The sequence below is a fragment of the Pseudomonas sp. SLBN-26 genome (assembly GCF_006715895.1).
Lineage (GTDB): Bacteria > Pseudomonadota > Gammaproteobacteria > Pseudomonadales > Pseudomonadaceae > Metapseudomonas > Metapseudomonas otitidis.
On sequence record NZ_VFOB01000001.1, the window covers coordinates 239,874 to 265,618 of the forward strand.

Here is a 25,745-nt window from a genome sequence, read left to right on the forward strand (position 1 = left end):
TCCTTCTTGGCGGAGTGAGGAGCGGGACTATAGCGGCTGGCTGCATATGCTTTAAAGAACTGAAAAGTAATTTGCTTATTCTGCGCCGAGGGCAAGCAGGGCCCGCTGCAGGTTCTGCCGGGCCGGCTGCTCCCAGCGCTCGGCCAGCGGGGCGTTGTGGTAGAGCGCCGGGTGCGCCAGGAGCTGCTTCAGGAGTTTGCTGCGCCCGGCCCGGAACAACGGCTCCGGCACCCAGTGGTACTCCTGGCGGATGGCGGTTTCGTAGGCGTCGTACACCGGCGGCGGGGCCGCGAGGATGGACAGGTCGAGGTCGACCACCAGCCCGGCGTCGGCACCTTGCGGCGGTGCCTGGTGGCAGGTGGCGAGAATGAGCGCGCGAACGGCCTCGCCGTGGTGCCCGAGCCCGGCGGCCTCCAGCCAGGCCACTGCCTGCTCGGCGCTGGCGGCTTCGTTGTCCTGGCGGCGGGTGTCGTAGACCAGGTCGTGGGTCCAGAGCGCCAGTTCGACGAGGTGTGGGTGCCCGGCCAGGTGTTGCCAGGTGTCGAAGTGCGCCAGGCAGGCCGCAATGTGGGCGTCGCTGTGGTAGGCGCGGTCCGGTGCGGAATAGGCCGCCAGCAGGTGCTCGAAGCTATCGGCAGGGGTTGTGGCACCCAGCTGCTGCCAGAGGCGGTTCCAGCGGGTCGGATCGAGTCGGCTCATGGTGGGCCCGGTTGCGGTGGCAGGGAGGCTCACGATGCCCGGCCGGCGGCCGTCGTGCAATGTTCTGAGCCTCTCTTGAAATGGTCTTTCAAAGGCGGCGGGCACGGCGCAGCGCATGGGCGTTGCCGGCAGTGCGCCGGGCGCTGTCCCGCAGCAGGCGCCCGCCGGCCAGCACCAGCCAGCAAGCGAGGATGAAGGGGGCGGTCATGGCCGGCAGCCCCAGGGCGGCGAAGCCGGGTTGCAGCAGTAGGCCCAGCCCCACCCCCAGCAGCACGCGGGGCAGGCTGCGCAACCCCTGGCCGAGGGCGATGGCGATGAGCACGCCATTGAGGCCGAACAGCCCACCCATCACGGCCGTGTGCGGCAGCGCCAGGGCCATGCCCAGCAGCAGCGCCGAGCCGGCGCCCAGCAGGGCCCAGGCCGCCACGCGCCAGCTGGCGAGGGCCAGGGCGGCGAGGACGCAGGCGCCCGCAGCGGGGCTGTCGAGGAAGATCACCTGGCCGAAGCTGCGCAACAGGGCGAGGCCACCGTCTGCCAGGGACACCTGGGGCCAGGGCGTGTCGTCCGGCTGGGGCGGGGGCAGCAGGCCGGCCAGCCACAGGCTGATCCAGCCCAGCGCCACGAAGGGGCTGGTGTACACCGGCAGGCCGTCGTGGCGGCGCGAGGCGCGCAGCAGAGGGCGCATCACCAGGCTCGACAGCCCGGCTGCGGCGATGACGAACAGCGGCAGCAGCGCCTCGCCCTCCAGGCGCAACCCGAGCAGCAGGCCCAGCAGGCAGCCGTTGTAGCCATAGAGGCCGGCGTCGAGATCGTCAGGGGCTGCGCCCAGGCAACGGGCGATGAACCAGGCACTCCAGGTACCCAGCACGACGTAGGGCAGCAGGCTGGGTGCCCCGAGGAAGATGGCGAGCAGCAGCAGGGCGCCGCAGCCCGGATGACGTTGCAGGAATACCTGGCTCACCCCGTTGAGGGGGCCGATGAACCAGCCCCGGAGGGTTGGGTGTGGGCTTCGCATGGTGGCAGTCGAAAGAACGCGTGGGACGGCTCGTGGGCTCGTCAGGCGCGGCTCGCTGCATGGGCGGGCCGCGCCGGGGCTGGGAGGCGGTGGGCCGATACGTGCCGGCCCGCTTCACCTCAGGACAGTTGTTCGATACGCAGCAGGTTGGTGGAGCCGGGCGTGCCGAGGGGGACGCCGGCGGTGATCACCAGGGTGTCTCCCGTGCGGGCCATGTTCTGGCCACGGGCGATCTCCAGGGCGGTGCCGGTGATCTCCTCGACGCGGTGCAGGCGGGCGTTGACCACCGAGTAGACGCCCCAGGCCAGGGTCAGGCGCCGCGCCGTGGCCAGGTTCGGCGTCAGGCTGAGGATCGGCGCCTTGGGCCGCTCGCGGGAGGCGCGCAGGCTGGAGGCGCCGGACTCGGTGTAGTTCACCAGCACGGCCACGGGGAGGATGCTGCTGATGCGGCGGATGGCGCAGCTGATGGCGTCGGAGGCCGTGGCCTCGGCCTGGGGGCGGGCCACGTCGAGCTGGCTCTGGAAGTCCGGGCCGTTCTCCACCTGGCGGATGATCTTGCTCATCATCTGCACCGTTTCCAGCGGGTAGTCCCCGGAGGCGGTCTCGGCCGACAGCATCACGGTGTCGGCGCCTTCGGCCACGGCGTGGGCCACGTCGGTGACTTCGGCGCGGGTCGGCGCCGGGGAGAAGCGCATGGACTCGAGCATCTGGGTCGCCACCACCACCGGCCGGCCGAGCTGGCGGCAGGTGCGGATGATGTCCTTCTGGATGCGCGGCACGTTCTCGGCCGGCACTTCGACCCCCAGGTCGCCACGGGCCACCATGATGGCGTCGCACAGGCGGGCGATGGCCTCCAGGTGCTGCACGGCGGAGGGCTTCTCGATCTTGGCCATCAGCGCGGCGCGGCCCTGGATCAGCTCGCGGGCTTCGACGATGTCCTCGGGGCGCTGGACGAACGACAGCGCCACCCAGTCCACGCCCAGCTCCAGGCCGAAGTCCAGGTCACGGCGGTCCTTGGCGGTCAGGGGGGAGAGCTGCAGCACCGCCTCGGGCACGTTCACACCCTTGCGGTCGGACAGCTCGCCGCCAGCGATCACGCGGGTTTCCACTGCGTCGGCATGCTTGGCGGTCACTTGCAGGCGCAGCCGGCCGTCGTCCAGCAGCAGGCTCATGCCCGGCTCCAGGGCCTGGATGATCTCCGGGTGGGGCAGGTTGACCCGCTGGTTGTCGCCGGGACGGGCGTCGAGGTCGAGGCGGAAGGCCTGGTCGCGCTCCAGCTGGACCTTGCCTTCGGCGAAGCGGCCGACCCGCAGCTTGGGCCCTTGCAGGTCCATGAGGATGCCGATGGGGTGGCCCAGCTCGCGCTCCACCTCGCGCACCCACTGGTAGCGCTGGGCGTGGTCGGCGTGCTCGCCGTGGCTGAAGTTCAGGCGGAACAGGTTGACGCCGGCCTTCACCAGGTCGCGGATGTCGTCGATACCTTTGATCGCCGGCCCGAGGGTGGCGAGGATCTTCACTTTCTTGTCAGGCGTCATGTGCAGGGCTCTCAAGAATCAGGATGGCGCGGAAGTCGTTGACGTTGGTGCGGGTCGGGCCGGTCACGATCAGCCCGTCGAGGGCGGCGAAATAGCCGTAGCCGTCGTTGTCGTCCAGGGCGTCGCGGGAGGACAGGCCGAGCGCCTGGGCGCGGGCGTGGCTCTCCGGGGTCATCAGGGCGCCGGCATTGTCCTCGGAACCGTCGATGCCGTCAGTGTCGCCGGCCAGGGCGTAGATGCCCGGGTGGCCCTTGAGGTCGTGAGCCAGGCTGAGGAGGAACTCGGCGTTGCGCCCGCCACGGCCGTTGCCGCGTACGGTGACGGTGGTCTCGCCGCCGGAGAGGATCACGCACGGCGGCTTGATCGGCTGGCCGTGGCGTGAGATCTGCCGGGCGATGCCGGCGTGGACCTTGGCCACCTCGCGGGATTCGCCCTCCAGATCGCCGAGGATCAGCGGTGTCAGGCCGGCGGCGCGGACCTTGTCGGCGGCGGCGTCGAGGGATTGCTGGGGCGTGGCAATGAGCTGGAAGTGGCTGCGGGACAGGCACGGGTCACCGGGCTTGACCGTCTCCGAGCGCGGGTCCTGCAGCCAGGCGCGGACGTGAGCGGGCACCTCGATCTGGTAGCGGGCGAGGATGGCCAGGGCGTCGGCGGAGGTGGTCGGGTCGGCCACGGTGGGGCCGGAGGCGATCACCGTGGCTTCGTCGCCGGGCACGTCGGAGATGGCGTAGGTGTAGACGGTGGCCGGCCAGCAGGCCTTGGCCAGGCGGCCGCCCTTGATGGCCGAGAGGTGCTTGCGCACGCAGTTCATTTCGGAGATGGAGGCGCCGGACCGGAGCAGGGCCTTGTTGACCTGCTGCTTGTCCTGGAGGGTGAGCCCTTCGGCCGGCAGGGCCAGCAGGGAGGAGCCGCCGCCGGAGAGCAGGAAGATCACCCGGTCCGCTTCGCTGAGGCCGCTGACCAGTTCCAGTACGCGCCGGGCCGTTTCCAGGCCGGCGGCGTCCGGCACCGGGTGGGCGGCTTCGACCACTTCGATGCGGCGGCAGTCGGCGCCGTGGCCGTAGCGGGTCACCACCAGGCCGGCGATCTCGCCCTGCCATTCGCGCTCGATCACCTCGGCCATGGCGGCGGCGGCCTTGCCGGCACCGATGACGATGACGCGGCCGGAACGGTCGGTGGGCAGGTGGTCGGCGAGAACCTGGCGGGGATGGGCGGCGGCGATGGCGGTGGCGAACAGATCGCGCAGCAGGGCTTCGGGATTGAGCGGCATGAGGGGGCTCCAGGGCAGGGCAGTGGTTCGGGGGCTACCGTCGGCCTGGGGCGTCGGGCGGGCCGATCCCAGTCCCCAGCGGCCGGTGTGCGGGGCCGCTCGGGACTGGGATCGACCACCCTGGCCTCTGGCGCCGTGTCACCTCGGGCCAGGGCAGTCGATTGGGGTTCGCCGAGGATAAACCGATCCGTGGACCGGCTTATGCACCCGGCGGCAAACGCCTTACTCCTTGCGGATGGAGAAGTTGGCCATGTGCTCCAGGCCCTTGATCAGCGCGGAGTGGTCCCAGCCGCTGCCGCCCAGGGCGGCGCAGGTGCTGAACACCTGCTGGGCGTTGGCGGTGTTGGGCAGGTTGAGGCCCAGTTCGCGGGCGCCGGAGAGGGCCAGGTTGAGGTCCTTCTGGTGCAGGTTGATGCGGAAGCCCGGATCGAAGGTGCCCTTGATCATGCGCTCGCCGTGCACTTCGAGGATCTTCGAGCCGGCGAAGCCGCCCATCAGCGCCTCACGCACCTTGGCCGGGTCGGCACCGTTGCGGGCGGCGAACAGCAGGGCCTCGGCAACGGCCTGGATGTTCAGCGCGACGATGATCTGGTTGGCCACCTTGGCGGTCTGGCCGTCACCGCTGCCGCCGACGCGGGTGATGTTCTTGCCCATGGCCTGGAACAGCGGCAGGGCGCGTTCGAAGGCGTTCGGGCAGCCGCCGACCATGATGCTCAGGGTCGCGGCCTTGGCGCCGACTTCACCGCCGGAGACGGGGGCGTCGAGGTAGGTGGCGCCGGTGGCCTTGATCTTCTCGGCGAAGGCCTTGGTGGCGGTGGGGGAGATGGAGCTCATGTCGATCACCACCTTGTTCGGGCCCACGCCTTCGGCGATGCCGTCCTTGCGGAACAGCACGTCTTCGACCTGCGGGGTGTCCGGCACCATGACGATGATGAACTCGGCTTCCTGGGCTACTTCGCGGGGGTTGGCCAGGGCGATGGCGCCGGCCTCGACGAGCGCGGCAGGGGCCTTGTCATGGTGGTTGGAGAGGAACAGCTGGTGGCCGGCTTTCTGCAGGTTCTGCGCCATGGGCAGGCCCATGATGCCGGTGCCGATGAATCCGATCTTGGCCATGTGGAATACCTCGTTATTAGATGGCGTTGTGGGTTTTCAGCCAGCCCAGGCCGGCGGCGGTCGTGGTGGCGGGCTTGTACTCGCAGCCGATCCAGCCCTGGTAGCCGATGCGGTCGAGGTGCTGGAAGAGGAAGCGGTAGTTGATCTCGCCGGTGCCCGGTTCGTGGCGGCCGGGGTTGTCGGCCAGCTGCACGTGGTGGATGGCGGGGAGGTTGCGTTCCAGGGTACGGGCCAGGTCTCCCTCCATGATTTGCATGTGGTAGATGTCGTACTGCAGGAACAGGTTGGGGCTGCCCACCTTCTCGCGGACATCCAGCGCCTGGCGGGTGCTCTGCAGGTAGAAGCCGGGGATGTCGAGGGTGTTGATCATCTCCATCACCAGCGTGATGCCGGCGGCTTCGAGGCGCTCGGCGGCGTATTCGAGGTTGTTGAGGAAGGTGTTCTCGATCACCTCGCAGCTATGGCCCTGCGGGCGGATGCCGGCCAGGCAGTTGACCTGCTTGTTGCCCAGGACCTTGGCGTAGGCGATGGCCTTGTCGACGCCGGCGCGGAATTCCTCGATGCGATCGGGGTGGCAGGCGATGCCGCGCTCACCCTTGGCCCAGTCGCCGGCGGGCAGGTTGAACAGCACCTGCTCCAGGCCGTTGGCGTCCAGGCGGGCCTTGATCTCCTCGGCCGGGTAGTCATAGGGGAAGAGGTACTCGACGCCGCTGAAGCCGGCTTCGGCGGCGGCGGCGAAACGGTCCAGGAAGTCCACCTCGGTGAACAGCATGGACAGGTTGGCAGCGAAACGGGGCATGAAGATTCTCCTCGGTAGACGCCCCTCTCCCGCCACGAACGGGAGAGGGGAGGTGGCTCGTCAGTCCAGCAGCGAGATGGCGGTGGGGGCGTCGGCGCCGGTCAGGGCCAGCTCTTCGAACTCGTTGACGGCATTGATCTCGGTGCCCATGGAGATGTTGGTGACACGCTCCAGGATGACCTCCACCACCACCGGTACGCGGAACTCCGTCATCAGCTTGCGGGCCTGGGCGAAGGCGGCCTGCAGGTCGTTGGCGTCGAACACGCGGATGGCCTTGCAACCCAGGCCCTCGACCACGGCGACGTGGTCCACGCCGTAGCCGTTCAGCTCCGGTGCGTTGACGTTCTCGAAGGACAGCTGCACGCAGTAGTCGATCTCGAAGCCGCGCTGCGCCTGGCGGATCAGCCCCAGGTAGGAGTTGTTCACCAGCACGTGGATGTAGGGCAGGTTGAACTGCGCGCCGGCGGCCAGTTCCTCGATCATGAACTGGAAGTCGTAGTCGCCGGAGAGGGCGACCACCTGGCGCTGCGGATCGGCCTTGACCACGCCGAGGGCGGCGGGGATGGTCCAGCCCAGCGGGCCGGCCTGGCCGCAGTTGATCCAGTGGCGCGGCTTGTAGACGTGCAGGAACTGGGCACCGGCGATCTGCGACAGGCCGATGGTGCTGACGTAGCAGGTGTCCTTGCCGAAGAACTCGTTCATCTCTTCGTACACGCGCTGGGGCTTCACCGGCACGTTGTCGAAGTGGGTCTTGCGCAGCAGGGTGCGCTTGCGCTCGCGGCAGGATTCGACCCAGGCGCTGCGGTCCTTCAGCTTGCCGGCGGCCTTCCACTCGCGGGCGACTTCGAGGAAGGCGTCCAGGGCGGCGGCGGCGTCGGAGACGATGCCCAGGTCGGGGGTGAACACGCGGCCGATCTGGGTCGGTTCGATGTCCACGTGGATGAAGCGGCGGCCCTGGGTGTAGACGTCCACGGAGCCGGTGTGGCGGTTGGCCCAGCGGTTGCCGATGCCGAACACCAGGTCGGACTCCAGCAGGGTGGCGTTGCCGTAGCGGTGGGAGGTCTGCAGGCCGCACATGCCGGCCATCAGCGGGTGGTCGTCGGGGATGGTGCCCCAGCCCATCAGGGTCGGGATGACCGGCACGCCGGTCAGCTCGGCGAACTCCACCAGGCGCTCGGAGGCGTCGGCGTTGATGATGCCGCCACCGGCCACCAGCACCGGGCGCTCGGCGTCGTTGAGCATCGCCAGGGCCTTCTCGGCCTGGATGCGGCTGGCGCTGGGCTTGTTCACGGCCAGTGGCTGGTAGGCCTCGATGTCGAATTCGATCTCGGCCATCTGCACGTCGAACGGCAGGTCGATCAGCACCGGGCCGGGGCGGCCGCTGCGCATTTCGAAGAAGGCCTTCTGGAAGGCGTAGGGCACCTGGCCCGGCTCGAGGACGGTGGTCGCCCACTTGGTCACCGGCTTGACGATGTTGGTGATGTCGACGGCCTGGAAGTCCTCCTTGTGCAGGCGGGCGCGAGGTGCCTGGCCGGTGATGCAGAGGATCGGGATGGAGTCGGCGGAGGCGGAGTACAGGCCGGTGACCATGTCGGTGCCCGCCGGGCCGGAGGTGCCGATGCACACGCCGATGTTGCCCGGGTTGGTGCGGGTGTAGCCCTCGGCCATGTGGGAGGCGCCTTCGACGTGGCGGGCCAGTACATGGTCAACACCGCCGATCTTGTTCAGGGCGGCGTACAGCGGGTTGATCGCGGCGCCGGGTACGCCGAACGCAGTGTCGACGCCTTCGCGGCGCATCACCAGAACGGCAGCCTCGATTGCTCTCATTTTGGCCATGTTTTGTGCCTCGTTTATTGTGAAAATTGTATACAAGTCGTGTTGGCGGATTCTATTCAGGCGTTCGAGAACGGGTCAAGAAGATTTCCAGGGGAGATGGACGAAGGGCGCGCTTTCTTTAAAACGCCCGTTTGACGCGGGGTTGAGGCTAGCTATCGGCTACCGCTCATCTTGTTTGTATACAAAAAATACGATCATTGTATTTTTGTGTTGATTTTTTTGTATTGCCTGATTTACTCCGGCGAATGCCTCCAGCAGCGCCTGACGAGCAGGGCCTGATGCCCCTTGGGTGCGCTTAGGAGCGACCGGACCATCATCTGATCGAGGAAGCCTCGCCATGAGCACCCTGTCCCTGGAAACCGCCATGAGCATCACCCACCGCGCGCTGGAGGCCGGGCGCGCCCTGCGTGCCGCGCCGCTGACCATTGCCGTGCTCGACGCCGGCGGGCACCTGATCGCTCTGCAGCGCGAGGACGGCGCCAGCATGCTTCGACCGCAGATCGCCATCGGCAAGGCCTGGGGCGCGGTGGCGCTGGGCAAGGGCTCCCGGCTGATTGCGGCGGACGCCCAGCAGCGCCCGGCCTTCATCGGTGCCGTCAACCACCTGGCCGACGGCAACCTGGTGCCGGCTCCGGGGGGCGTGCTGATCCGCGACCCGGCGGGGGAGGTGATCGGGGCGGTGGGCATCAGCGGCGACACCTCCGACATCGACGAGCAGTGCGCCGTCTCGGGCGTGGAGGCGGTCGGGCTGAGGGCCGACGCCGGCCTGCCGGCCTGACTTCCGGCGCGCCTAGGCTTGCGGCGAAGCCGTCGCAAGCCTAGGATGCGCGCCGTCCCTTCTGCTGCTGACGGACATGCTGCATCGCCCTGATCGGGCGGTGCCTGTTTTCGTCCATCGAAAAAGCAGCGTCATGAACAAGACCCCTTTCAAGCGGATCCAGCAGAAGCTGGCCCGCAGCGGCGTGGCCATCAGCCGCGTCAACGGCAATACCCTTTCGATCGCTTCCCTGAACCGCGCCGGCCTCGACGCGCGCATCCTGCTGCCCGAATCCCTGCCCATCGAGGAAAAGGCGGTGCAGCAACTGCTCGACTTCGCAGGCGTCCGCCATCCGTTTGGTGGCGAAGTGCGCTGTGCCTGTGCGACGCCGGACTTCCATGCCGGCACCAGCATCCCGGTCGGTGCGGTGATCGTCACCAGCCCGGACATGGTGATCCCGCAGAGCATCGGAACCGACATCAACTGCGGCATGCGCCTGCACCGGCTGGGCCTCGACTACGAGCGCTTCCTGTCACGCAAGGCCGATTGGGTGGAGCGCGTCCGCGGCGACCTGCTGGACGGCACCCGCAACATTCCCACGGCGCCGGGCGACATGACGGCGCTGTTCGCCGGCGGGCTGGGCGACTTCTGGGCGTCGCTGCGCCAACGGGGCGAGCGCGAGGGGCTGTTCGGGCACCTCGACTACGCCCAGGTGATGGCGGAGCTGGCGCAGTTGCATCCGTCGTCGTTCGAGCGCGGCGAAGCCCGCCATGCGCCCGCAGCCCTGCAGGACCCGGCCCGCCCGCGCCTGCGCGATCCGGGCCTGGGCACGGTGGGTGGCGGCAACCACTTCGTCGAGGTGCAGGTGGTGACCGAGCTGGTGGACCGCCGTGCCTGCTTCGAGCGCGGCCTGTCGGTGGGGCAGGTGGTGCTGATGATCCACACCGGCTCCCGCGACGTGGGCTTCCATGTCGGGCGGCGCTGGATGGACAAGGCCCGCGAGCTGTGGCCGAAGGGCATCCGCCACCCCGAGTCGCGAGTGTTCGCCCTGCTCGGACCCATGGCCGATGAGTACCTGGCGGCGATGCATGCGGCCGCCCATTACGCCGATGCCAATCGCGCGCTGATCGCCGAGATGGTGCGCCAGCGCACCCGCGAGGTGTTCGGCGCGGACATCGAGGCGCCGCTGCTGGTGGATGTGCCGCACAACATCGTGCTGCGGGAGTCGGTGGGTAACGTCCATCGCAAGGGCGCGACGCCAGCCTATGCCGGGCAGGACCTGCTGATTCCCGGCAGCATGGGGCATGACTCCTACCTGCTCAGGGGGCTGGGCAACGCGCAGTGGCTGCGCTCGGCCAGCCACGGGGCGGGGCGTTCGATGTCCCGCAGCGAGGTCCGCTTGCAGGCGCGTCGCGCACCGGATGGACTGGGGCTGGACCGGGTGCAGTGCATCACCCGTCGCGAGGAGCGGCTGATCGAGGAGGCGCCCGGCGCCTACAAGGAGATCGGCGAGGTGGTGCGTGCCCAGGTGGAAGAGGAGACGGTCGCGGTGATCGCCCGCTTCAGCCCGATCCTCACCTTCAAGGCTTGAGGGGTGGTCAGGCGCTCTGCCGTTCGGGCGCCGGCTTCACCTCGCAGCCATTGAGCACCAGGCGGATGATGGTGTCGGCGGCGGCGTCGTAGTCGGCGTCGCTGAGGCTGGCCTTGCCGGTGACGACGGAAATCTGCCAGTCGAAGTCGGCATAGGTCTGGGTCGCGGCCCAGATGCTGAACATCAGGTGGTTGGGATCGACGGGGGCCATCAGGCCCTGGTCGATCCAGCCCTGGATGCAGGCGATGTTGTGGCGGGCCTGTTCGTTGAGTTGCGCGGTGCGCTCGGCGGACAGGTGCGGCGCGCCGTGCATGATCTCGCTGGCGAACACCTTGGAGGCGTGGGGCAGGTCGCGGGAGATGCGGATCTTGGAGCGGATGTAGGCCCGCAGGACCTGGTCCGGGTGGCCGCCTTCGTTGAACGGGTGGGAGGCTGCCAGCAGGGGCTCGACGATGCTCTCGAGCACTTCCCGGTAGAGGTTTTCCTTGGACTTGAAGTAGTAGTAGACGTTGGGCTTGGGCAAGCCTGCCTTGGCGGCGATGTCACTGGTCTTGGTCGCGGCGAATCCCTTGTCGGCGAACTCCTCGCTGGCCGCGCTCAGGATCAGCTCTCTATTGCGCTCGCGAATACTGCTCACATCTGCTCCTTGGTTCACTCGCCGAGGGCCCTCACGGTCGGCTGGCGAGCGGGCGGGCATGGTAGCACCGGCTTTCCCGCGCTCTCAAGCAAGCTACGGGCAGCCTTTTGGCGGGTTCCGGCCCCGCATTCCTGTATACAAAAAGTGTTTTTTCTGCTCTTATCTGCCGATCCGTCCATGCCGCCGGGTCCCGACCGGCGCGTGCTGCGGCAGGCTTCAAGATGCCAGACCACACCTTGCGCGACCCCTTCGGTCGCTCCATCACCTACCTGCGTCTTTCGGTCACCGACCGGTGCGATTTCCGTTGCACCTACTGCATGAGCGAAGACATGGTCTTCGCGCCGCGCGCCCAGATCCTCAGCCTTGAAGAGCTGTACACCGTCGCCGATGCCTTCATCGGCCTGGGCGTGAAGCGCATCCGCGTCACTGGCGGCGAGCCGCTGGTGCGCAAGGGCCTCACCGGGTTGCTTGGCCGCCTGGGACAGCGTCGCGAGCTCGACGACCTGGCCATCACCACCAACGGTTCGCAGCTGGCACACATGGCTGCCGACCTGCGCGGTGCCGGCGTCACCCGGCTGAACGTGAGCCTCGATTCCCTGCAGCGCGAACGCTTTGCCGCCTTTACCCGGCGTGATCGGCTCGACCAGGTGCTGGCGGGCATCGATGCGGCGCGTGGGGCCGGCTTCCGGCGCATCAAGCTCAACAGCGTGGTGCAGAAGGGCCGCAACGATGACGAGGTGGAGGACCTGGTGGCCTTCGCCGTCGAGCGCGGCCTGGACATCAGCTTCATCGAGGAGATGCCCCTGGGCAGCATCTCCAGCCATGAGCGCAAGGTCACCCTGTGCACCTCGGACGAGGTGCGCGAGCGGGTGGCGCAACGTTTCGAGCTGCTGCCCAGCAGCCACCGCACCGGCGGCCCGTCGCGCTACTACCAGGTGGTCGGCAGCGACACCCACGTCGGCTTCATCTCACCCCACAGCCGCAACTTCTGTGGTGATTGCAACCGGGTGCGGGTCACCGCCGAGGGCAAGCTGGTGCTGTGCCTGGGCAGTGACGGCGCGCTCGACCTGAAGGCATTGATCCGTCGCCATCCCGGCGATTCGGACAGGCTGCGCTCGGCCCTGGTGGAGGCGCTCCGGCTCAAGCCGGAACGGCACCACTTCGAAGCCGACCAGCAAGTGCAGGTGGTCCGCTTCATGAGCGCCACCGGCGGCTGATCGAGACGCCGGACCGCTTCCCGCATTCCCCCTGAACCGCTGAGTGCCCTGTCGGGCGCTGGGTTGGGCTGCGGCCGGCCTTTCGATTCGCCGACTGACCATTCCCTGAACAACAAGATCGCCCACGAGGGCGGAGGAGAGTACGCATGGGCAAGACATTGCTGGTGAAGAACGCTGACCTGCTGGTCACCATGGACGGCGAACGCCGCGAGATCCGGCAGGGCGGCCTGTTCATCGAGGACAACGTCATCCGCCAGGTGGGGCCGAGCGCCGAACTGCCCCAGAGCGCCGACGAGGTGCTGGACATGACCGGCAAGGTGGTGATCCCCGGCCTGGTCAACACCCACCACCACATGTACCAGAGCCTCACCCGTGTGGTGCCGGCCGCCCAGGACGGCGAGCTGTTCAACTGGCTGACCAACCTCTACCCCATCTGGGCACGGCTGACGCCGGAGATGATCGGGGTGTCCACCCAGACGGCCATGGCCGAGCTGATCCTCTCCGGCTGCACCACCTCCAGCGACCACCTCTACATCTACCCCAATGGCTGCAAGCTGGACGACAGCATCCACGCCGCCCGCGAGATCGGCATGCGCTTCCACGCCGCCCGCGGCAGCATGAGCGTCGGTCGCAGCCAGGGCGGCCTGCCGCCGGATTCGGTGGTGGAGAAGGAGGCGGACATCCTCAAGGAGTCCCAGCGCCTGATCGAGGACTACCACGACGCTTCCCACGGTTCGATGCTGCGGGTCGTGGTGGCGCCGTGCTCGCCCTTCTCGGTGAGCCGCGACCTGATGCGCGAGGCCGCCGTGCTGGCCCGCCAGTACGGTGTCTCCCTGCACACCCATCTGGCGGAGAACGTCAACGACATCGCCTACAGCCGCGAGAAGTTCGGCATGACGCCCGCCGAGTACGCCGAGGACCTGGGCTGGGTCGGCCATGACGTGTGGCACGCCCACTGCGTGCAGCTGGACCAGCACGGCATCGACCTGTTCGCCCGCACCGGTACCGGCGTCGCCCATTGCCCGTGCTCGAACATGCGCCTGGCCTCGGGCATCGCGCCGATCCGCCGCATGCGCGATGCGGGCGTGCCGGTGGGCCTCGGTGTGGACGGCTCGGCCTCCAACGACGGCGCCAGCATGATCGGAGAGGTGCGCCAGGCGCTGCTGCTGCAGCGGGTCGGCTTCGGTCCGGACGCCATGACTGCCCGCGAGGCGCTGGAAATCGCCACCCTGGGCGGCGCCAAGGTGCTCAACCGCGACGACATCGGCGCCCTGGCGCCGGGCATGGCGGCGGACTTCGTGGCCTTCGACCTGGGGCACGTGGCCTATGCCGGGGCTCATCACGACCCGCTGGCTGCGCTGGTTTTCTGCACGCCGACCCAGGTCTCCACCAGCGTGATCAACGGGCGGGTGGTGGTGCGGGATGGCCAGTTGCTGACGGTCGACCTGCCCGTGGTGCTCGAGCGCCACAACCGCCTGGCCCGCCAACTGGTGACCGGTGAATGAGGCGCCGCAGGTCGATTCCCGGCAGGCTCGCCTGTGCGGGCTTGCTGGTGGGCGTGCTGCCGCTGGCGGCGCAGGCCCAGGGCTATGTGGTAGGTGTCGAGAACCTGGCGTTCCAGCCTCACTACCAGCTCGATGAGAGCGGGCAGTACCGCGGCTTCGGCCGCGACCTGCTGGACCTGTTCGCCCGCAGCGAGGGCCTGCAGCTGGAGTACCGGCCATTACCGGTCAACGAGCTGGCGCAGCGGGCGGCGGCGGGGGAGGTGGACCTGCGCTACCCGGACAACCCCGAGTGGGCCGGTGCGGCGGCGCCCGGGTATGCGCCCACCTACAGTGCGCCGGTGGCGGCCTACGTGGATGGCGTGCTGGTGGACCCGCGACATGCAGGCCAGGGGCTCGACGGCATCCGTCGGCTGGCCCTGGTGAAGGGCTGGACGCCCCGGGGCTACCAGTCGCGTATCGAAGCGGGGCAGGTCCAGCCGGTGGAGGCCCGTGACCTGCGGCAGATGATCAACCAGACCCTGCGGCGGGACACGGATGGCGCCTACTTCAATGTGGTGGTCGCCACCTATTACCTGGACAACGTCCGGGCCCGCCCGGGTGCGCTGGTGTTCGACCCTTCGCTGCCCCACACCCGCAGCCATTTCCACCTTTCGTCCTTGCGCCACCCCGAACTGGTGCAGCGCTTCGATCGCTTCCTGGGCGAACACGCACAGGAGGTGGCGGCATTGAAGGCCCGCTATCGCGTGGAGGCCAACCTGGACTCGGCCTACATGGGCATGGAGCAGTGGAAGGTGGACTTCCTCGAACGGCAGAAGCGCAAGGAGGCGCAAGGGCAGTAACGCCGGTGGGCGAAAAGCTTGAACCGTCCCTTGGGTCGCCCGGTCCACCAATACGAAGGCCGGGCGACCGCCGGCCGCCCGTCAACCGGAGAGAGGACTGCACGATGAACAACGAGCACGCCATTGATGCGTTGAACGAACTGATCGAGACCAGCAAGGACGGTGAGAAGGGCTTCCTCGAATGCGCCGAGCACGTGAAGACCCCGCAGCTCAAGGCCACCCTGACCGAGCGCTCGCGGGAGTGCGGCCGTGCCGCCGCCGAGCTGCAGCAGATGGTACGCAGCCTGGGGGGTGAGCCCGAGTCGTCTTCCAGCGTGGCGGGTGCCCTGCATCGCCGCTGGGTGGACCTCAAGGCGCTGGTGACCGGCAAGAGCGAGGAGGCCATCCTCAACGAGTGCGAGCGTGGCGAGGATGTGGCGCTCAAGCATTACCGCGAGGCGCTGGGCAAGGAGCTGCCGACCGAGGCACGCACTTTGGTCGAGCGGCAGCTGCTGGGCGTCCAGCGCAACCATGACCAGATCAAAGCGCTGCGCAACCTGGCTCGCGCCAGCTGATCGAAGCGGTTTCAAGCGAGGGGACGGCGCGCAGGCGCCGTCCCCTTTTTCATGGCGCGATCAGAAGTGCACCTTGACCAGCAGGCTGGCGGTGTTCTGGTCGGTGCCGCCGAGGATCGTGTCACCCAGGTAGCTGTTGTCGTCGATGCCGTACTTGTTGCTCCAGTAGTCGTACTCGACACCGACGTAGAGCTGCTTGGCGCCCAGGTCCAGAGCCTTGCCCAGGTCGTACTTGATCTGCGGGTTGAAGTGCAGGTTGGCGTGCAGATCGTTGGGGCGGTTGGTGGTAGCGTCCTTGTTGTTCCAGACCCAGTCCATGAAGCCGTCGATGAGGATGTCGGACTTGCCCACCGGCACGGTGTAGGACCACACCGGAGTGACCTGCCACTGGCCGGACGGGTTCTTGGTGATGCCGTCGGGCTTGCGGTAGTAGAAGTTCAGCTGGAAGTAGTCGAAGCCGGGCAGGGCCAGGTCGAAGCCCGGGCCGAGCAGGTAGTTCTGGTTGCGGTTCTCGCCACGCTCGTAGGTGGCGGCCAGCAGCACGTCGGTCACCGGGCCGAAGGCGATCTTCTGGTCGAACAGCTTGCCGAAGGACAGGCGCGGGGAAATCTCGCCGTAGTAGGTGTTGTTGCCGGCGTTGGCGTCGGCCTTGCCGTTGTAGTTGATCTGGTCGACGAAGAGGAACAGGTCGCCCCAGGTCCAGCCGCTGGCGTGCTCGAAGGTGAAGGTCTGCTGGATCTCGGGGTTGATCTTGAAGTCTTGCCCGTAGAGGTAGGTGACGCTGTTGTTCTGCCACAGCAGGGGGCCATCGGCCAGGGCCTGGTTGCAGGCCAGCAGGCCGGTTGCGAGTGCCAGGCTGGCAGGCAGGAGCTTGGTGCGCATCGTGTTTTCCTTGTTTTTCAGGGCTTCGGTTGGAAATCCCCGCACGCGTCGCCGCACCTCGTGGGGCACGAGGTGGCTAGGAGGGGGAAGGTGCTTGACCCGGTCAGGCCGAGTCGGGGAGGACGCCGGGCGGGCTGTTTCCGTCCGGGTGGAACCTGGGCGCTGGAGCGCGGGCGTGGAGCGAGAAGGGTGTCGTTTGCATGATCGAGAGGCCTGCCTGTTGTTGTTGTCGGTCTGGGCGTCTATCGGGTGGGTGCGACCGGGATGCGGTTCGATAAGTTGAACGCAGGGTCAGGTTTCGAACTATAGCAGTGACACCTGTTTTTGGTAACAGGAATCAAAGGTTTTGTGTACAAAAATGGCGAGTGGTCGTGCGGACCTGAGCGTGCGTGCGTGAGGTGACCGCTGCGGTGCGAGCCGACAGAAAAAGACCCGCCGGATGGGCGGGTCGGGCAGCCCCGACGGCACCGGATAGGCGCGCTGCGGGTGGGAGCAATGGGGGATTCAGTGGGTCGCGTGGCAGTGGTGGGATCGGTCTTTCTCGCCCAGCACGTTGAACAGGATGTTCAGCAGCAGGGCGCTGAGGGTGGTCATGGCGATGCCGCTGTGGGTGATCGGCTCCATCCAGTGGGGCAGGTGGGCGAAGAGGTCCGGCCTGACCACCGGCGCCATGCCCAGGCCAATGCTGACGGCCACCAGCAACTGGTTGCGGCGGTCGGTGATGTCGGCTTCATGGAGGATCTTGATGCCGGTGGCGGCCACCATGCCGAACATGGCGATGCCCGCGCCGCCGAGTACGGCCGGCGGGATGGAGGCCACCAGGAAGGCGGCCTTCGGCACCAGGCTCAGGGCCAGCAGGAACAGGCCGGCGGCCACCGTCACGTAGCGGCTGCGCACGCCGGTCATCTGCACCAGGCCGATGTTCTGGGCGAAGGACGAATGGGTGAAGGTGTTGAAGAAGCCGGCCACGAAGGAGGCGCCCGCGTCGCAGAGCAGGCCGCGGCGCAGGGCATTGGGGCAGATCTCGCGCCCGGTGATCTTGCCCAGGGCGAGGAACATGCCGGTGGACTCGACGAAGATGATCACCGTCACCAGGCACATGGACAGCACCGGTGCCAGCTCGAAGGTGGGCATGCCGAAATGCAGCGGCGTCACCACCTGCAGCCAGGGCGCCTGTCCCAGGCCATTGAGGTCGACCATGCCCAGGCAACCGGCCAGCACATAGCCGATGCCCATGCCGATCAACACCGAGACGTTGACCCAGAAGCCCCGCAGGAAGCGGTTCACCACCAGGATGATGGCCAGCACCAGTGCAGCCACGGCGAGGTACTGGAGGCCGCCGAACTCGGTGACCTTGCTGCCGCCCCCGGCCCAGTTCACCGCCACCGGGAACAGGCTGAGCCCGATGGAGGTGATGACCGTGCCGGTGACCAGCGGGGGGAAGAAGCGGACGATGCGGCTCATGAACGGTGCCAGGACCAAGCCGAACAGCCCGGCGGCGATGGTGGCGCCGAAGATGCCCTGGAGTCCCACGCCGGGCATGCCGGCCATCACCACCATGCTGCCCACGGCAGCGAAGCTGGCGCCCATCATCACCGGCATGCGGATGCCCACCGGGCCGATGCCGATGGATTGCACGAGGGTGGCGATGCCCGCCACCAGCAGGTCGGCATTGATCAGGAAGGCGATCTCTTCCCGGGAGAGGCCGGCGGCCTGGCCGACGATGAGGGGAACGGCCACGGCGCCGCCGTACATCAGCAGCACATGCTGGAGGCCGACCAGCAGCAGCTGCATCAGGGGTAGACGCTGGTCGGCCGGAGCCACAGCGGGGGCTGTCAGTTGGGTCATGCAACACCTCGGGCGCTTTTGTTCTTGTTGAGCCGTCGGGCCCATCGCCTCAGGTCGATGGGCCGGGGTATCGATGCAGCAGCCGGCACAGGCGTGCCGGGTAGGAGGGATAAAGGCGGGGGAGGGAGACGAGCCCGCCCCGCCGCGACGCGATAAAAAAGCCTACCCGGAGGTAGGCGAATCGCGGGCCGCAGAGCTTGGGGGAATGCGGCCCGCCGTGGGATCACTCGGTGCGGGCCCCCTGGGCGATCCAGGAGCCGATCAGCTCCCGCTCCTCGGGGGTCATCTGGGTGATGTTGCCCAGGGGCATGATCTGGCTGGCTACGGCCTGGGCCTGGATCTTGGGCGCCAGGGCCTGGATCTGCTGGGGCGTGTCGAGCATCACGCCAGCCGGTGCCGCCGTGAACAGCGGGCTGGTGGGCTTGGCGGAGTGGCAGACGGTGCAGCGTTCCTGGATCACGCTGTGCACCTTGTTGAACTGCGGCGAGCCGTTGCTGGCGCTGGCCTGGGGCGCCTGGCCGGCGGGCTGTTCGGCAGCCTGCGCGGGTGCGCTGGCCGGAGCCTGGGGTGCGCTGACGACCGGGGCCGGGGTCGCTGCCTTGTAGTTCGGCGAGGTGACGAAGGCCAGGCAGATCATGCCGAGGGCACCGGCCGGCAGGGTCCAGGCAAAGCGGTTGCTCTCGTGGCGGGTGTTGAAGTAGTGGCGCACGAGGACTGCGATCACCGCGATGCCGGCCAGGATCAGCCAGTTGTACTGGCTGCCGTAGGTGCTCGGGAAATGGTTGCTGATCATGATGAACAGCACCGGCAGGGTGAAGTAGTTGTTGTGGCGCGAGCGCAGCAGGCCCTTGGCCGGCAGGGCCGGGTCCGGGGTGCGGTTCTCTTCGATCGCCTTAACCAGTGCACGCTGTGCCGGCATGATGATGCGGAATACGTTGCCGACCATGATGGTGCCGATCAGGGCGCCGACGTGGATGTAGGCGCCACGGCCGCTGAATACCTGGGTGAAGCCCCAGGCCGCGCCGATCACCAGCACGAAGAGGATCAGGCCGAGCAGGGCGGGTTGCTTGCCCAGGGGCGAGTCGCAGAGCAGGTCGTAGATGAACCAGCCGGCGACCAGTGAGCCGATGCCGATACCGATGGCCGCTGCGGGCGAGAGGTCGACGCCGGGTGCGATCAGGTAGAGCGTGGGGTTGAGGTAGAAGACCACCGTCAGCAGGGCGATGCCCGACATCCAGGTGAAGTAGGCCTCCCATTTGAACCAGTGCAGGTTGTCCGGCATTTTCGGCGGTGCCAGCTTGTATTTCTCCAGGTGGTAGATCCCGCCGCCGTGGATGGCCCAAAGGTCACCCGAGAGCCCGTCGCGCGGGTTCTTCCGGTTCAGGTTGTTCTCCAGCCAGACGAAATAGAAGGATGCGCCGATCCAGGCGATGCCGGTGATCATGTGTACCCAGCGAATGCTCAGGTTCAGCCATTCGGTCAGATGTGCTTCCACAGTACGTACCTCTTCCCCGGGATCGACACGCCGAACACCGGGCTTCTCTTATTAGTGGTGGGGGTCGAGGACCAGGTGCTCGTCCTCGGTGAAGTAATGCTCGTCGCAGTTGTTGCCTGAACCACTGCGATCAACCACCAGGAAGTCATCCCGCTTTTCGATCGTCAGCACCGGGTGGTGCCAGACGCCGCGATGGTAATTAACGCCCTGCCTGCCATTGGTGAGGAAGGCACGGACCAAGCCCGGTACAGGTGCATCGCCAAGTGGCGCGACCACGACCAGAAAGGGGTTGCCGAGCAGCGGGATGAAAGCCTGGCTGCCCAGCGGATGGCGCTCCAGCATGCGGATTCTCAGGGGCATTTCCAGGGCCTGGGCACTGAAGATGCTGATGATCGCCCGGTCCTCCGGCTGGGCGGTCTCGACCGTGGCCAGCTTGTGATAACGGCGGGTGGAGCCGTTGTTGATCATGAAGTAATCGCTGCCTTCGGTTTCGATCACGTCACCGAACGGGGCGAAGGCTTCCTTGGTCAGGGGCTCGATCTTGAGGATTCGCATGGCTGCTCTACTGATTCGTTTCAGGTGCCCGCGCCGGTAGGCGCGGGAGGAATGGGGCGCCCAGGTGCAGGCGCCCCTTGCCCAGTGGCCGTGACAGCACCTGCGCGGAGCGCGTGGCTGCCCGGCGATGGGCGTGCGAGGGGGAGGCAGGGCCTGGGGCGGAGTGGCGCCCAGGTTGTGGCAGGTGGCTCAGGGCCGGATGGTGCCCTGAGTCGCTGCGGCACCCGCCCCACGCTGCAACCGCGCAGGCCGCAGGGCTGCACGCCAGACCCGGGCGGGTCGGGGTGTGCAGTCGCGACGAGGCGGCGTGACGGCTGGGGAGGGTGCGTGGATGCATTGTTGTTCTTCTGTGGTTACGCAAGGTCGGGTGGTCGGCTACATCACTTGCAGGCGGAACAGGGCGATCTTGTTGATTTCCGCCAGGGCCCGCTGGAACTCCGCCTCGGCGCTGTTGTGGATGCGCTCTTCGAAGGCCGCGAGGATCTGGTGCCGGTTGCTGCCCTTCACCGCCATGATGAACGGGAAGCCGAACTTGGCCTTGTAGGCATCGTTCAGTTCGGTGAAGCGGGCGAACTCATCGGGCGTGCACTCATGGATGCCGGCCCCGGCCTGTTCGTTGGTGCTGGCTTCGGTCAGCTCGCCGCGCACGGCGGCCTTGCCGGCCAGGTCCGGGTGGGCGTTGATCAAGGCCAGTTGCTGGTCATGGCTGGCGCTGAGGAGGATGTCGGCCATGCGCTGGTGCAGCGTTTCGATCTCGTCGAGGCTGGCATCCACGCCCAGGTCGTAGGCGCGTTCGGCCACCCAGGGCGAGTGTTCGTAGATGTCGGCGAAGGCGCTGACGAAGGCGTCCCGGGACAGGCCCGAGGGGGTGATGTGCTGGAAGCGGCTCATCAGGCGTTTCCTTTGAACGGGTGGTGGGTGTGCCAGTGGCGGGCGATGTCGACGCGGCGGGCGAACCAGACCTTGTCGTGCTGCTTCACGTAGTCGATGAAGCGTGCCAGCGAGGCCAGGCGTGCCGGGCGACCCAGCAGGCGGCAGTGCATGCCGATGGAGAGCATCTTCGGCGCGCCGGCGCTGCCTTCGGCATAGAGCACGTCGAAGGCGTCCTTGAGGTATTCGAAGAAGTCGTCGCCCTTGTTGAAGCCCTGCACCTGGGTGAAGCGCATGTCGTTGGTGTCCAGGGTGTAGGGGATGACCAGGTGGGGCTTCTCCGGCGTGCTGGCCGGGTCCCAGTAGGGCAGGTCGTCGTCGTAGGTGTCCGAGTCGTAGAGGAAGCCACCTTCTTCGCGCACCAGGCGGCGGGTGTTGGGACCGGTGCGGCCGGTATACCAGCCCAGCGGACGCTGGCCGGTCAGCTCGGTGAGGATGCGGATGGCCTCCAGCAGGTGCTCGCGTTCCTGCTCTTCGCTCATGTACTGGTAGTCGATCCAGCGGTAGCCGTGGCTGCAGATCTCGTGACCGGCCTCGACCATGGCGCGAATCACGTCCGGATGGCGCTGGGCGGCCATGGCCACGGCGAAGATGGTGAGCGGGATGCCCTGCTGTTCGAAGAGGCGCAGCAGGCGCCAGACACCTGCACGGCTGCCGTACTCGTAGAGGGATTCCATGCTCATGTTGCGGGCGCCCTGCAGGGGCTGCGCGGCGACCATCTCCGAGAGGAAGGCTTCCGACTCCTTGTCCCCATGGAGGATGTTGCGCTCGCCGCCTTCCTCGTAGTTGAGGACGAAGGACAGGGCGATACGGGCCTCACCCGGCCAGTGCGGGTGGGGAGGGTTGGCGCCATAGCCGATCAGGTCGCGTGGGTAGTCGGAGCTCACTGCTGTGTTCCTTCTTCTGGTGCGTTCACAGGGGCAGGTGAACGTGATGCGTGATTGTATACAAACAAGCCTCGTACTTGTAAATCGATTATTTGCTCAGGGGCTGCCCGTGGTGCTTGCAAGAAATCTGCCCGGTCGGTCAGTTATTGATCGGAAAGCCCCTGTCAGGTGATGTTTGCAGGGTTCTGGCACGGTCGGCGAGTTGCGCATCGGCCGAGCGATCAGCTTGCACATTATTTTGTATACAGTTTTATTTTTGCTGAGGTATATTCGGACTCGTTTCGCGCCATGCGCTGCCCCGTGACGGGGCGTCCGGTGGCGCTCCGCATCATTGGAACGCATCAGAGGAGGCAAGGCCCTTGCAGGGCGCCGGACAGGCGCTGGGGGCTGGAGACGCAATGGGACGACTGACTACTCACGTACTGGATGCAGCCCACGGCTGCCCGGGCCATGACATCCGCATCGAGCTCTACCGTGTCGAAGACGGCGGACTGGAGCTGATCACACGCACCGCCACCAATGACGATGGACGTTGCGATGCGCCCCTGCTGCAGGGCGAGGACTATGCGACCGGGGTCTACCAGCTGCATTTCCATGCCGGCGACTACTACCGCAAGCGCGGCGTGCAACTGGCCGACCAGGCATTTCTCGATGTGGTGGTGCTGCGCTTCGGTATCGATGCGAAGCAGGACCACTACCACGTCCCGCTGCTGATTTCCCCCTACAGCTACTCCACCTACCGGGGCAGCTAGAGAACCGACACCATCCTCGTGACTCTTCAACGAGTCCCTTTTCCCAGCCCGTTCACACTGCGGGCTTTTTTTTGCCTGGAATTTGGTGGGGCGGGCCGCTCAGGCGCGAGCAGCCCGGATCGGCTGGCGGTTGCGGGGCGCTACCAGAGCACCGAGGACCAGAAGACCTGGCCGACGATCTCCAACTCGGCCAGCGCCCGCTCTTCATCCGGGTACTCGTCCCGCTGGTAGCTGCGCAGGCGCACCTGGCCGGCAGGCAGGCGATGGAGGATCTTCACCCGGAGCATGCCGGCATCGAGCAGGGCGTAGGTCTTGCCGTCGATGACTTCGCGGCGGCCACGGTCGATGCCGAGGATGGCGCCGTCCGGAAACAGGGGCGCCATGCTGTCGCCACAGACGATGACGCAGGCGGCGAGGGCCGGGTCGATCTGGCGCGCCTGAAGTGCATGTCGGCTGAAGCGGATGCCTGAGTAGTCCAGCTCCTCCAGGGAGGTGCTGTTTTCCTCCAGAGATGTGGCTTCCTTCAGAAGTGGCAGCTCGATTTCGTACTCGTAGCGGGGTGCTTCGGATTCCCTGATGGTCATGGGGATGATTCCGTCCGGGATCTCGCGCGCCTCTTCATTGCCATCGGGGTCATGAGCCGATTGCACGAGCTGTCCCCCAATGCTGAGGGTCGGCATCTGCAGGCAGGCGAGTATCCGGTTGATTCTCGTCAGCCCGGGCTCGCGGCGACCGTTCAGCCAGTGCGCGACCGCGCCCTGGGTCACGCCGATCCGTTCGGCCAACTGCTCCTGGGTGACACCCAGTTCTTTCATCCTGGCTTTGGCCAGCAGGTTCCATTTTTTCATGGAGGGCGACATTACGCGCCGTATTGCCATTCGCCAGTGACCTTGTGTATTACAGGGTTGTGTCATCGAATACGATACGTATTCTATCTTTGGGATGTTTCCGCAGGCGGGCGTTGTGATCCTCCTCCCGGTCAATCCGCCTTCTGGTGCTGGCGGTTGGGAGGAAAGGTGATGACGTCGGTTGCGGAGGTTTCGCCCTCCAACCGTCGCGTGGTTGCCCGCTCCTGGTATCCCGCGCGCTCCTGGGTTGGATGGGGTGCCAGGAAGGTGCCCTGTCCCACTCGGGCGGTCGCGTGGCCCCCGTCCAGGGCGGTGCAGCGACGGCTGGAGGGCTTTCTTACTGCGGGGACTGGCTGCCCCGGTGTTTCGCGAAAGGAGACGCGACGTGCAATTTGAGCTGACGGTTCTGTGCCTGGGCATCCACCGTGTCGAGACGAGTGGACGCGTGTGGTGCTTCGCTTCCATCGCGCGGGAACCTGCGACCCGGGAGGAGCGCCGCTGCAACCGGGGCTACCTGGTGCAGCAGGTGACTGCCGAAGTACGGGTGTTCGAGGAGGTGGGGTGGTTGTCCGGCCCGACGCGGCTGAGCTTCAGGTGTTCGATCAGTGAGGAGCCGGGTGGCTCTTATCGGCCGCACCTGCTGGCGTTGTGTCACTGAGTGCCGGGGCGGAGCCTCGCGGTCGGCGCGCGAGGCTCCGGGGTGGTCAGAGGAAGATGAACTTGGCGATGAAGATGGCGCAGAGCACGTAGAGGCTGAGGGACACCTCGCGGTAGCGGCCGGTGAAGGCCTTCATGGCGACGTAGCTGACGAAGCCCAGGGCGATGCCGTCGGCGACCGAGAAGGTCAGCGGCATCATGATCACGGTGACGATCGCGGGGATGGTCTCGGTGTGTTCGTCCCAGTCGATGTGGGCCATGCCGCCCATCATCAGCATCGCGACATAGATGAGGGCGCCAGCGGTGGCGTAGGCGGGGATCATCCCGGCCAGCGGGGCGAAGAACATCGCCGCGACGAACAGCACGCCCACGGTGACTGCGGTCAGGCCGGTCCTTCCGCCCGCGGCCACACCGGCCGCGCTTTCCACGTAGCTGGTCACCGGCGGTACGCCGAGCACGCCGCCGAACACGCTGGAGGCGCTGTCGGCCTTCATGGCCCTGGACAGGTTCTCGATGCGGCCGTCCTCCTTCACCAGGTTGGCGCGCTGGGCCACGCCCATCAGCGTCCCGGCGGTGTCGAACATGTGCACGAAGAGGAAGGCGAGGATGACGCTGACCATGGTCACGTTGAACGCGCCGGCAATGTCCATCGCCATGAAGGTGGGCGCCAGGCTCGGGGGCATGGAGAACACGCCGCCGAACTTGACGATGCCCAGGCCGACGCCGATCAGGGTGACGGTGAGGATGCTGATGAGGATGCCGCCGAATACGCGGCGGTATTCCAGCACCGCGATCATCAGGAAGCAGATGGCGGCGAGCAGCGGACCGGGGGAGGTCAGGTCGCCGATGTGCACCAGGGTCGAGGGGTGGGCGACCACGATGCCGGCCGTCTTCAGGCCGATCAGCCCGAGGAACAGGCCCACCCCGGCACCCATGGCGAAGCGCAGGCTGCTGGGGATGCTGTTGAGCAGCCATTCGCGGATGCGCGAGAAGGTCAGCACCATGAACAGCACGCCGGAGAGGAAGACCGCGCCGAGGGCGATCTGCCAGCTGTAGCCCATGGTGTTGACCACGGTGTAGGTGAAGAAGGCGTTGAGTCCCATCCCCGGCGCCAGGCCGACCGGCCAGTTGGCGTAGAGCCCCATGAGGAAGCAACCGAACGCGGCAGCCAGGCAGGTGGCGACGAAGGCGGCGCCGTGGTCGATGCCGGCGTCCGCCATGATGTTCGGGTTGACGAAGATGATGTAGGCCATGGTGATGAAGGTGGTGAGACCGGCGGCCAGTTCGGTCTTCACGGTGGTGCGGTGCTGGGTGAGCTTGAAGAGGCGGTCGAGCAGGCCCTGGGCAGGAGGGCTTTCGGCGTACAGGTTTTGTTCTTGTTGTCTGGTGCGTTCCACAGCAGGTACCTCTCATTCGTTGTTGTGAGCTTCTTCCCGGCTGGTTACCTGGGTCCCTTGCACTGAGGGAGAAGCCTTGAGGTGTTTGCCCGGCGGGCTGACGCATTTTTCTGACTTTTGGGTCAGA

Annotated in this window: 24 protein-coding genes; 8 read left to right on the forward strand and 16 right to left on the reverse strand. The window is 67.0% G+C overall.

Going from position 1 to position 25,745, the window contains the following annotated elements:
- Positions 1 to 75: 75 nt before the first annotated feature.
- From FBY21_RS01165 to gcl, 7 genes are all read right to left on the reverse strand, one after another.
- A complete protein-coding gene (locus tag FBY21_RS01165) occupies positions 76 to 699 on the reverse strand; it encodes a hypothetical protein (protein WP_142008015.1) in 624 nt (207 codons plus the stop codon).
- Positions 700 to 787: 88 nt separating this feature from the next.
- Positions 788 to 1,714 (reverse strand): urea transporter, encoded by a 927-nt coding sequence (locus FBY21_RS01170; protein ID WP_142008018.1) that lies wholly within the window; start codon positions 1,712 to 1,714, stop codon positions 788 to 790.
- 119 nt (positions 1,715 to 1,833) lie between these two features.
- Positions 1,834 to 3,249 carry a pyruvate kinase gene (gene pyk / locus FBY21_RS01175; protein WP_142008020.1) on the reverse strand — a complete coding sequence of 472 codons (1,416 nt, stop codon included), beginning with the start codon at positions 3,247 to 3,249 and terminating at the stop codon, positions 1,834 to 1,836.
- Entirely contained in the window at positions 3,239 to 4,519 is a 1,281-nt protein-coding gene (locus FBY21_RS01180; protein WP_142008023.1) for a glycerate kinase, read from the reverse strand. Before FBY21_RS01180 ends, pyk begins: the two co-directional genes overlap by 11 nt.
- Before the next feature lie 222 nt (positions 4,520 to 4,741).
- Positions 4,742 to 5,632, reverse strand: coding sequence for a 2-hydroxy-3-oxopropionate reductase (locus FBY21_RS01185; RefSeq protein WP_069564510.1), 891 nt, complete (start codon positions 5,630 to 5,632; stop codon positions 4,742 to 4,744).
- Positions 5,633 to 5,648: 16 nt separating this feature from the next.
- Positions 5,649 to 6,431 (reverse strand): hydroxypyruvate isomerase, encoded by a 783-nt coding sequence (gene hyi, locus FBY21_RS01190; protein ID WP_142008025.1) that lies wholly within the window; start codon positions 6,429 to 6,431, stop codon positions 5,649 to 5,651.
- Between the two features lie 60 nt (positions 6,432 to 6,491).
- Positions 6,492 to 8,267: a glyoxylate carboligase gene (gene gcl, locus FBY21_RS01195; RefSeq protein ID WP_142008027.1), complete on the reverse strand. Its 1,776-nt coding sequence runs from the start codon at positions 8,265 to 8,267 to the stop codon at positions 6,492 to 6,494.
- Positions 8,268 to 8,604: 337 nt separating this feature from the next.
- Between gcl and FBY21_RS01200 the strand changes: the two genes are divergently transcribed.
- Both FBY21_RS01200 and FBY21_RS01205 read left to right on the forward strand, forming a co-directional pair.
- The gene (locus tag FBY21_RS01200) at positions 8,605 to 9,045 is read left to right on the forward strand and encodes a GlcG/HbpS family heme-binding protein (protein ID WP_044404282.1); all 441 of its coding nucleotides are present in this window, start codon (positions 8,605 to 8,607) and stop codon (positions 9,043 to 9,045) included.
- A 133-nt stretch (positions 9,046 to 9,178) separates the two neighbouring features.
- A complete protein-coding gene (locus FBY21_RS01205) occupies positions 9,179 to 10,615 on the forward strand; it encodes an RtcB family protein (protein ID WP_142008030.1) in 1,437 nt (478 codons plus the stop codon).
- Between the two features lie 7 nt (positions 10,616 to 10,622).
- Here the strand turns inward: FBY21_RS01205 and FBY21_RS01210 are convergent, their stop codons facing one another.
- Positions 10,623 to 11,252 carry a TetR/AcrR family transcriptional regulator gene (locus tag FBY21_RS01210; protein WP_044404288.1) on the reverse strand — a complete coding sequence of 210 codons (630 nt, stop codon included), beginning with the start codon at positions 11,250 to 11,252 and terminating at the stop codon, positions 10,623 to 10,625.
- Positions 11,253 to 11,473: 221 nt separating this feature from the next.
- Here FBY21_RS01210 and moaA point away from each other — a divergent pair, with 221 nt between their 5' ends.
- The 4 genes from moaA (at position 11,474) to FBY21_RS01230 (ending at position 15,367) form a co-directional block, all read left to right on the forward strand.
- Entirely contained in the window at positions 11,474 to 12,469 is a 996-nt protein-coding gene (gene moaA / locus FBY21_RS01215) for a GTP 3',8-cyclase MoaA (protein WP_107330378.1), read from the forward strand.
- Positions 12,470 to 12,615: 146 nt separating this feature from the next.
- Positions 12,616 to 13,974 (forward strand): 8-oxoguanine deaminase, encoded by a 1,359-nt coding sequence (locus FBY21_RS01220; RefSeq protein WP_044404294.1) that lies wholly within the window; start codon positions 12,616 to 12,618, stop codon positions 13,972 to 13,974.
- Positions 13,971 to 14,813 (forward strand): substrate-binding periplasmic protein, encoded by an 843-nt coding sequence (locus tag FBY21_RS01225; protein ID WP_142008033.1) that lies wholly within the window; start codon positions 13,971 to 13,973, stop codon positions 14,811 to 14,813. The genes FBY21_RS01220 and FBY21_RS01225 overlap by 4 nt, the downstream gene beginning before the upstream one ends.
- A gap of 104 nt (positions 14,814 to 14,917) precedes the next feature.
- Positions 14,918 to 15,367: a ferritin-like domain-containing protein gene (locus FBY21_RS01230; RefSeq protein WP_142008036.1), complete on the forward strand. Its 450-nt coding sequence runs from the start codon at positions 14,918 to 14,920 to the stop codon at positions 15,365 to 15,367.
- A 60-nt stretch (positions 15,368 to 15,427) separates the two neighbouring features.
- Here FBY21_RS01230 and FBY21_RS01235 read toward each other — a convergent pair whose 3' ends face one another.
- The 6 genes from FBY21_RS01235 to puuE form a co-directional block, all read right to left on the reverse strand.
- Positions 15,428 to 16,249 carry an outer membrane protein OmpK gene (locus tag FBY21_RS01235; protein WP_142008038.1) on the reverse strand — a complete coding sequence of 274 codons (822 nt, stop codon included), beginning with the start codon at positions 16,247 to 16,249 and terminating at the stop codon, positions 15,428 to 15,430.
- Positions 16,250 to 16,753: 504 nt separating this feature from the next.
- Complete coding sequence (locus tag FBY21_RS01240; RefSeq protein WP_142008041.1) at positions 16,754 to 18,097, reverse strand: nucleobase:cation symporter-2 family protein; 1,344 nt, start codon at positions 18,095 to 18,097, stop codon at positions 16,754 to 16,756.
- A 223-nt stretch (positions 18,098 to 18,320) separates the two neighbouring features.
- Complete coding sequence (locus FBY21_RS01245; protein WP_142008044.1) at positions 18,321 to 19,592, reverse strand: urate hydroxylase PuuD; 1,272 nt, start codon at positions 19,590 to 19,592, stop codon at positions 18,321 to 18,323.
- Between the two features lie 51 nt (positions 19,593 to 19,643).
- Positions 19,644 to 20,147, reverse strand: a complete 504-nt coding sequence (locus FBY21_RS01250; RefSeq protein ID WP_044404313.1) for an ureidoglycolate lyase — start codon at positions 20,145 to 20,147, stop codon at positions 19,644 to 19,646.
- A gap of 375 nt (positions 20,148 to 20,522) precedes the next feature.
- Positions 20,523 to 21,038, reverse strand: a complete 516-nt coding sequence (gene uraD / locus FBY21_RS01255; protein ID WP_142008046.1) for a 2-oxo-4-hydroxy-4-carboxy-5-ureidoimidazoline decarboxylase — start codon at positions 21,036 to 21,038, stop codon at positions 20,523 to 20,525.
- The gene (gene puuE, locus FBY21_RS01260) at positions 21,038 to 21,964 is read right to left on the reverse strand and encodes an allantoinase PuuE (RefSeq protein WP_044404319.1); all 927 of its coding nucleotides are present in this window, start codon (positions 21,962 to 21,964) and stop codon (positions 21,038 to 21,040) included. The genes uraD and puuE overlap by 1 nt, the downstream gene beginning before the upstream one ends.
- 398 nt (positions 21,965 to 22,362) lie before the next feature.
- On the opposite strand from puuE, the gene uraH reads away from it, so the two are divergent.
- The gene (gene uraH / locus FBY21_RS01265) at positions 22,363 to 22,716 is read left to right on the forward strand and encodes a hydroxyisourate hydrolase (RefSeq protein WP_044404322.1); all 354 of its coding nucleotides are present in this window, start codon (positions 22,363 to 22,365) and stop codon (positions 22,714 to 22,716) included.
- Between the two features lie 140 nt (positions 22,717 to 22,856).
- Here the strand turns inward: uraH and FBY21_RS29305 are convergent, their stop codons facing one another.
- Complete coding sequence (locus FBY21_RS29305) at positions 22,857 to 23,564, reverse strand: S24 family peptidase (protein ID WP_160158544.1); 708 nt, start codon at positions 23,562 to 23,564, stop codon at positions 22,857 to 22,859.
- 385 nt (positions 23,565 to 23,949) lie between these two features.
- Here FBY21_RS29305 and FBY21_RS29310 point away from each other — a divergent pair, with 385 nt between their 5' ends.
- Positions 23,950 to 24,222, forward strand: coding sequence for a hypothetical protein (locus tag FBY21_RS29310; protein ID WP_160158545.1), 273 nt, complete (start codon positions 23,950 to 23,952; stop codon positions 24,220 to 24,222).
- Between the two features lie 46 nt (positions 24,223 to 24,268).
- Here the strand turns inward: FBY21_RS29310 and FBY21_RS01275 are convergent, their stop codons facing one another.
- Positions 24,269 to 25,618, reverse strand: coding sequence for an NCS2 family permease (locus FBY21_RS01275; RefSeq protein ID WP_142008052.1), 1,350 nt, complete (start codon positions 25,616 to 25,618; stop codon positions 24,269 to 24,271).
- Positions 25,619 to 25,745 lie beyond the last annotated feature (127 nt).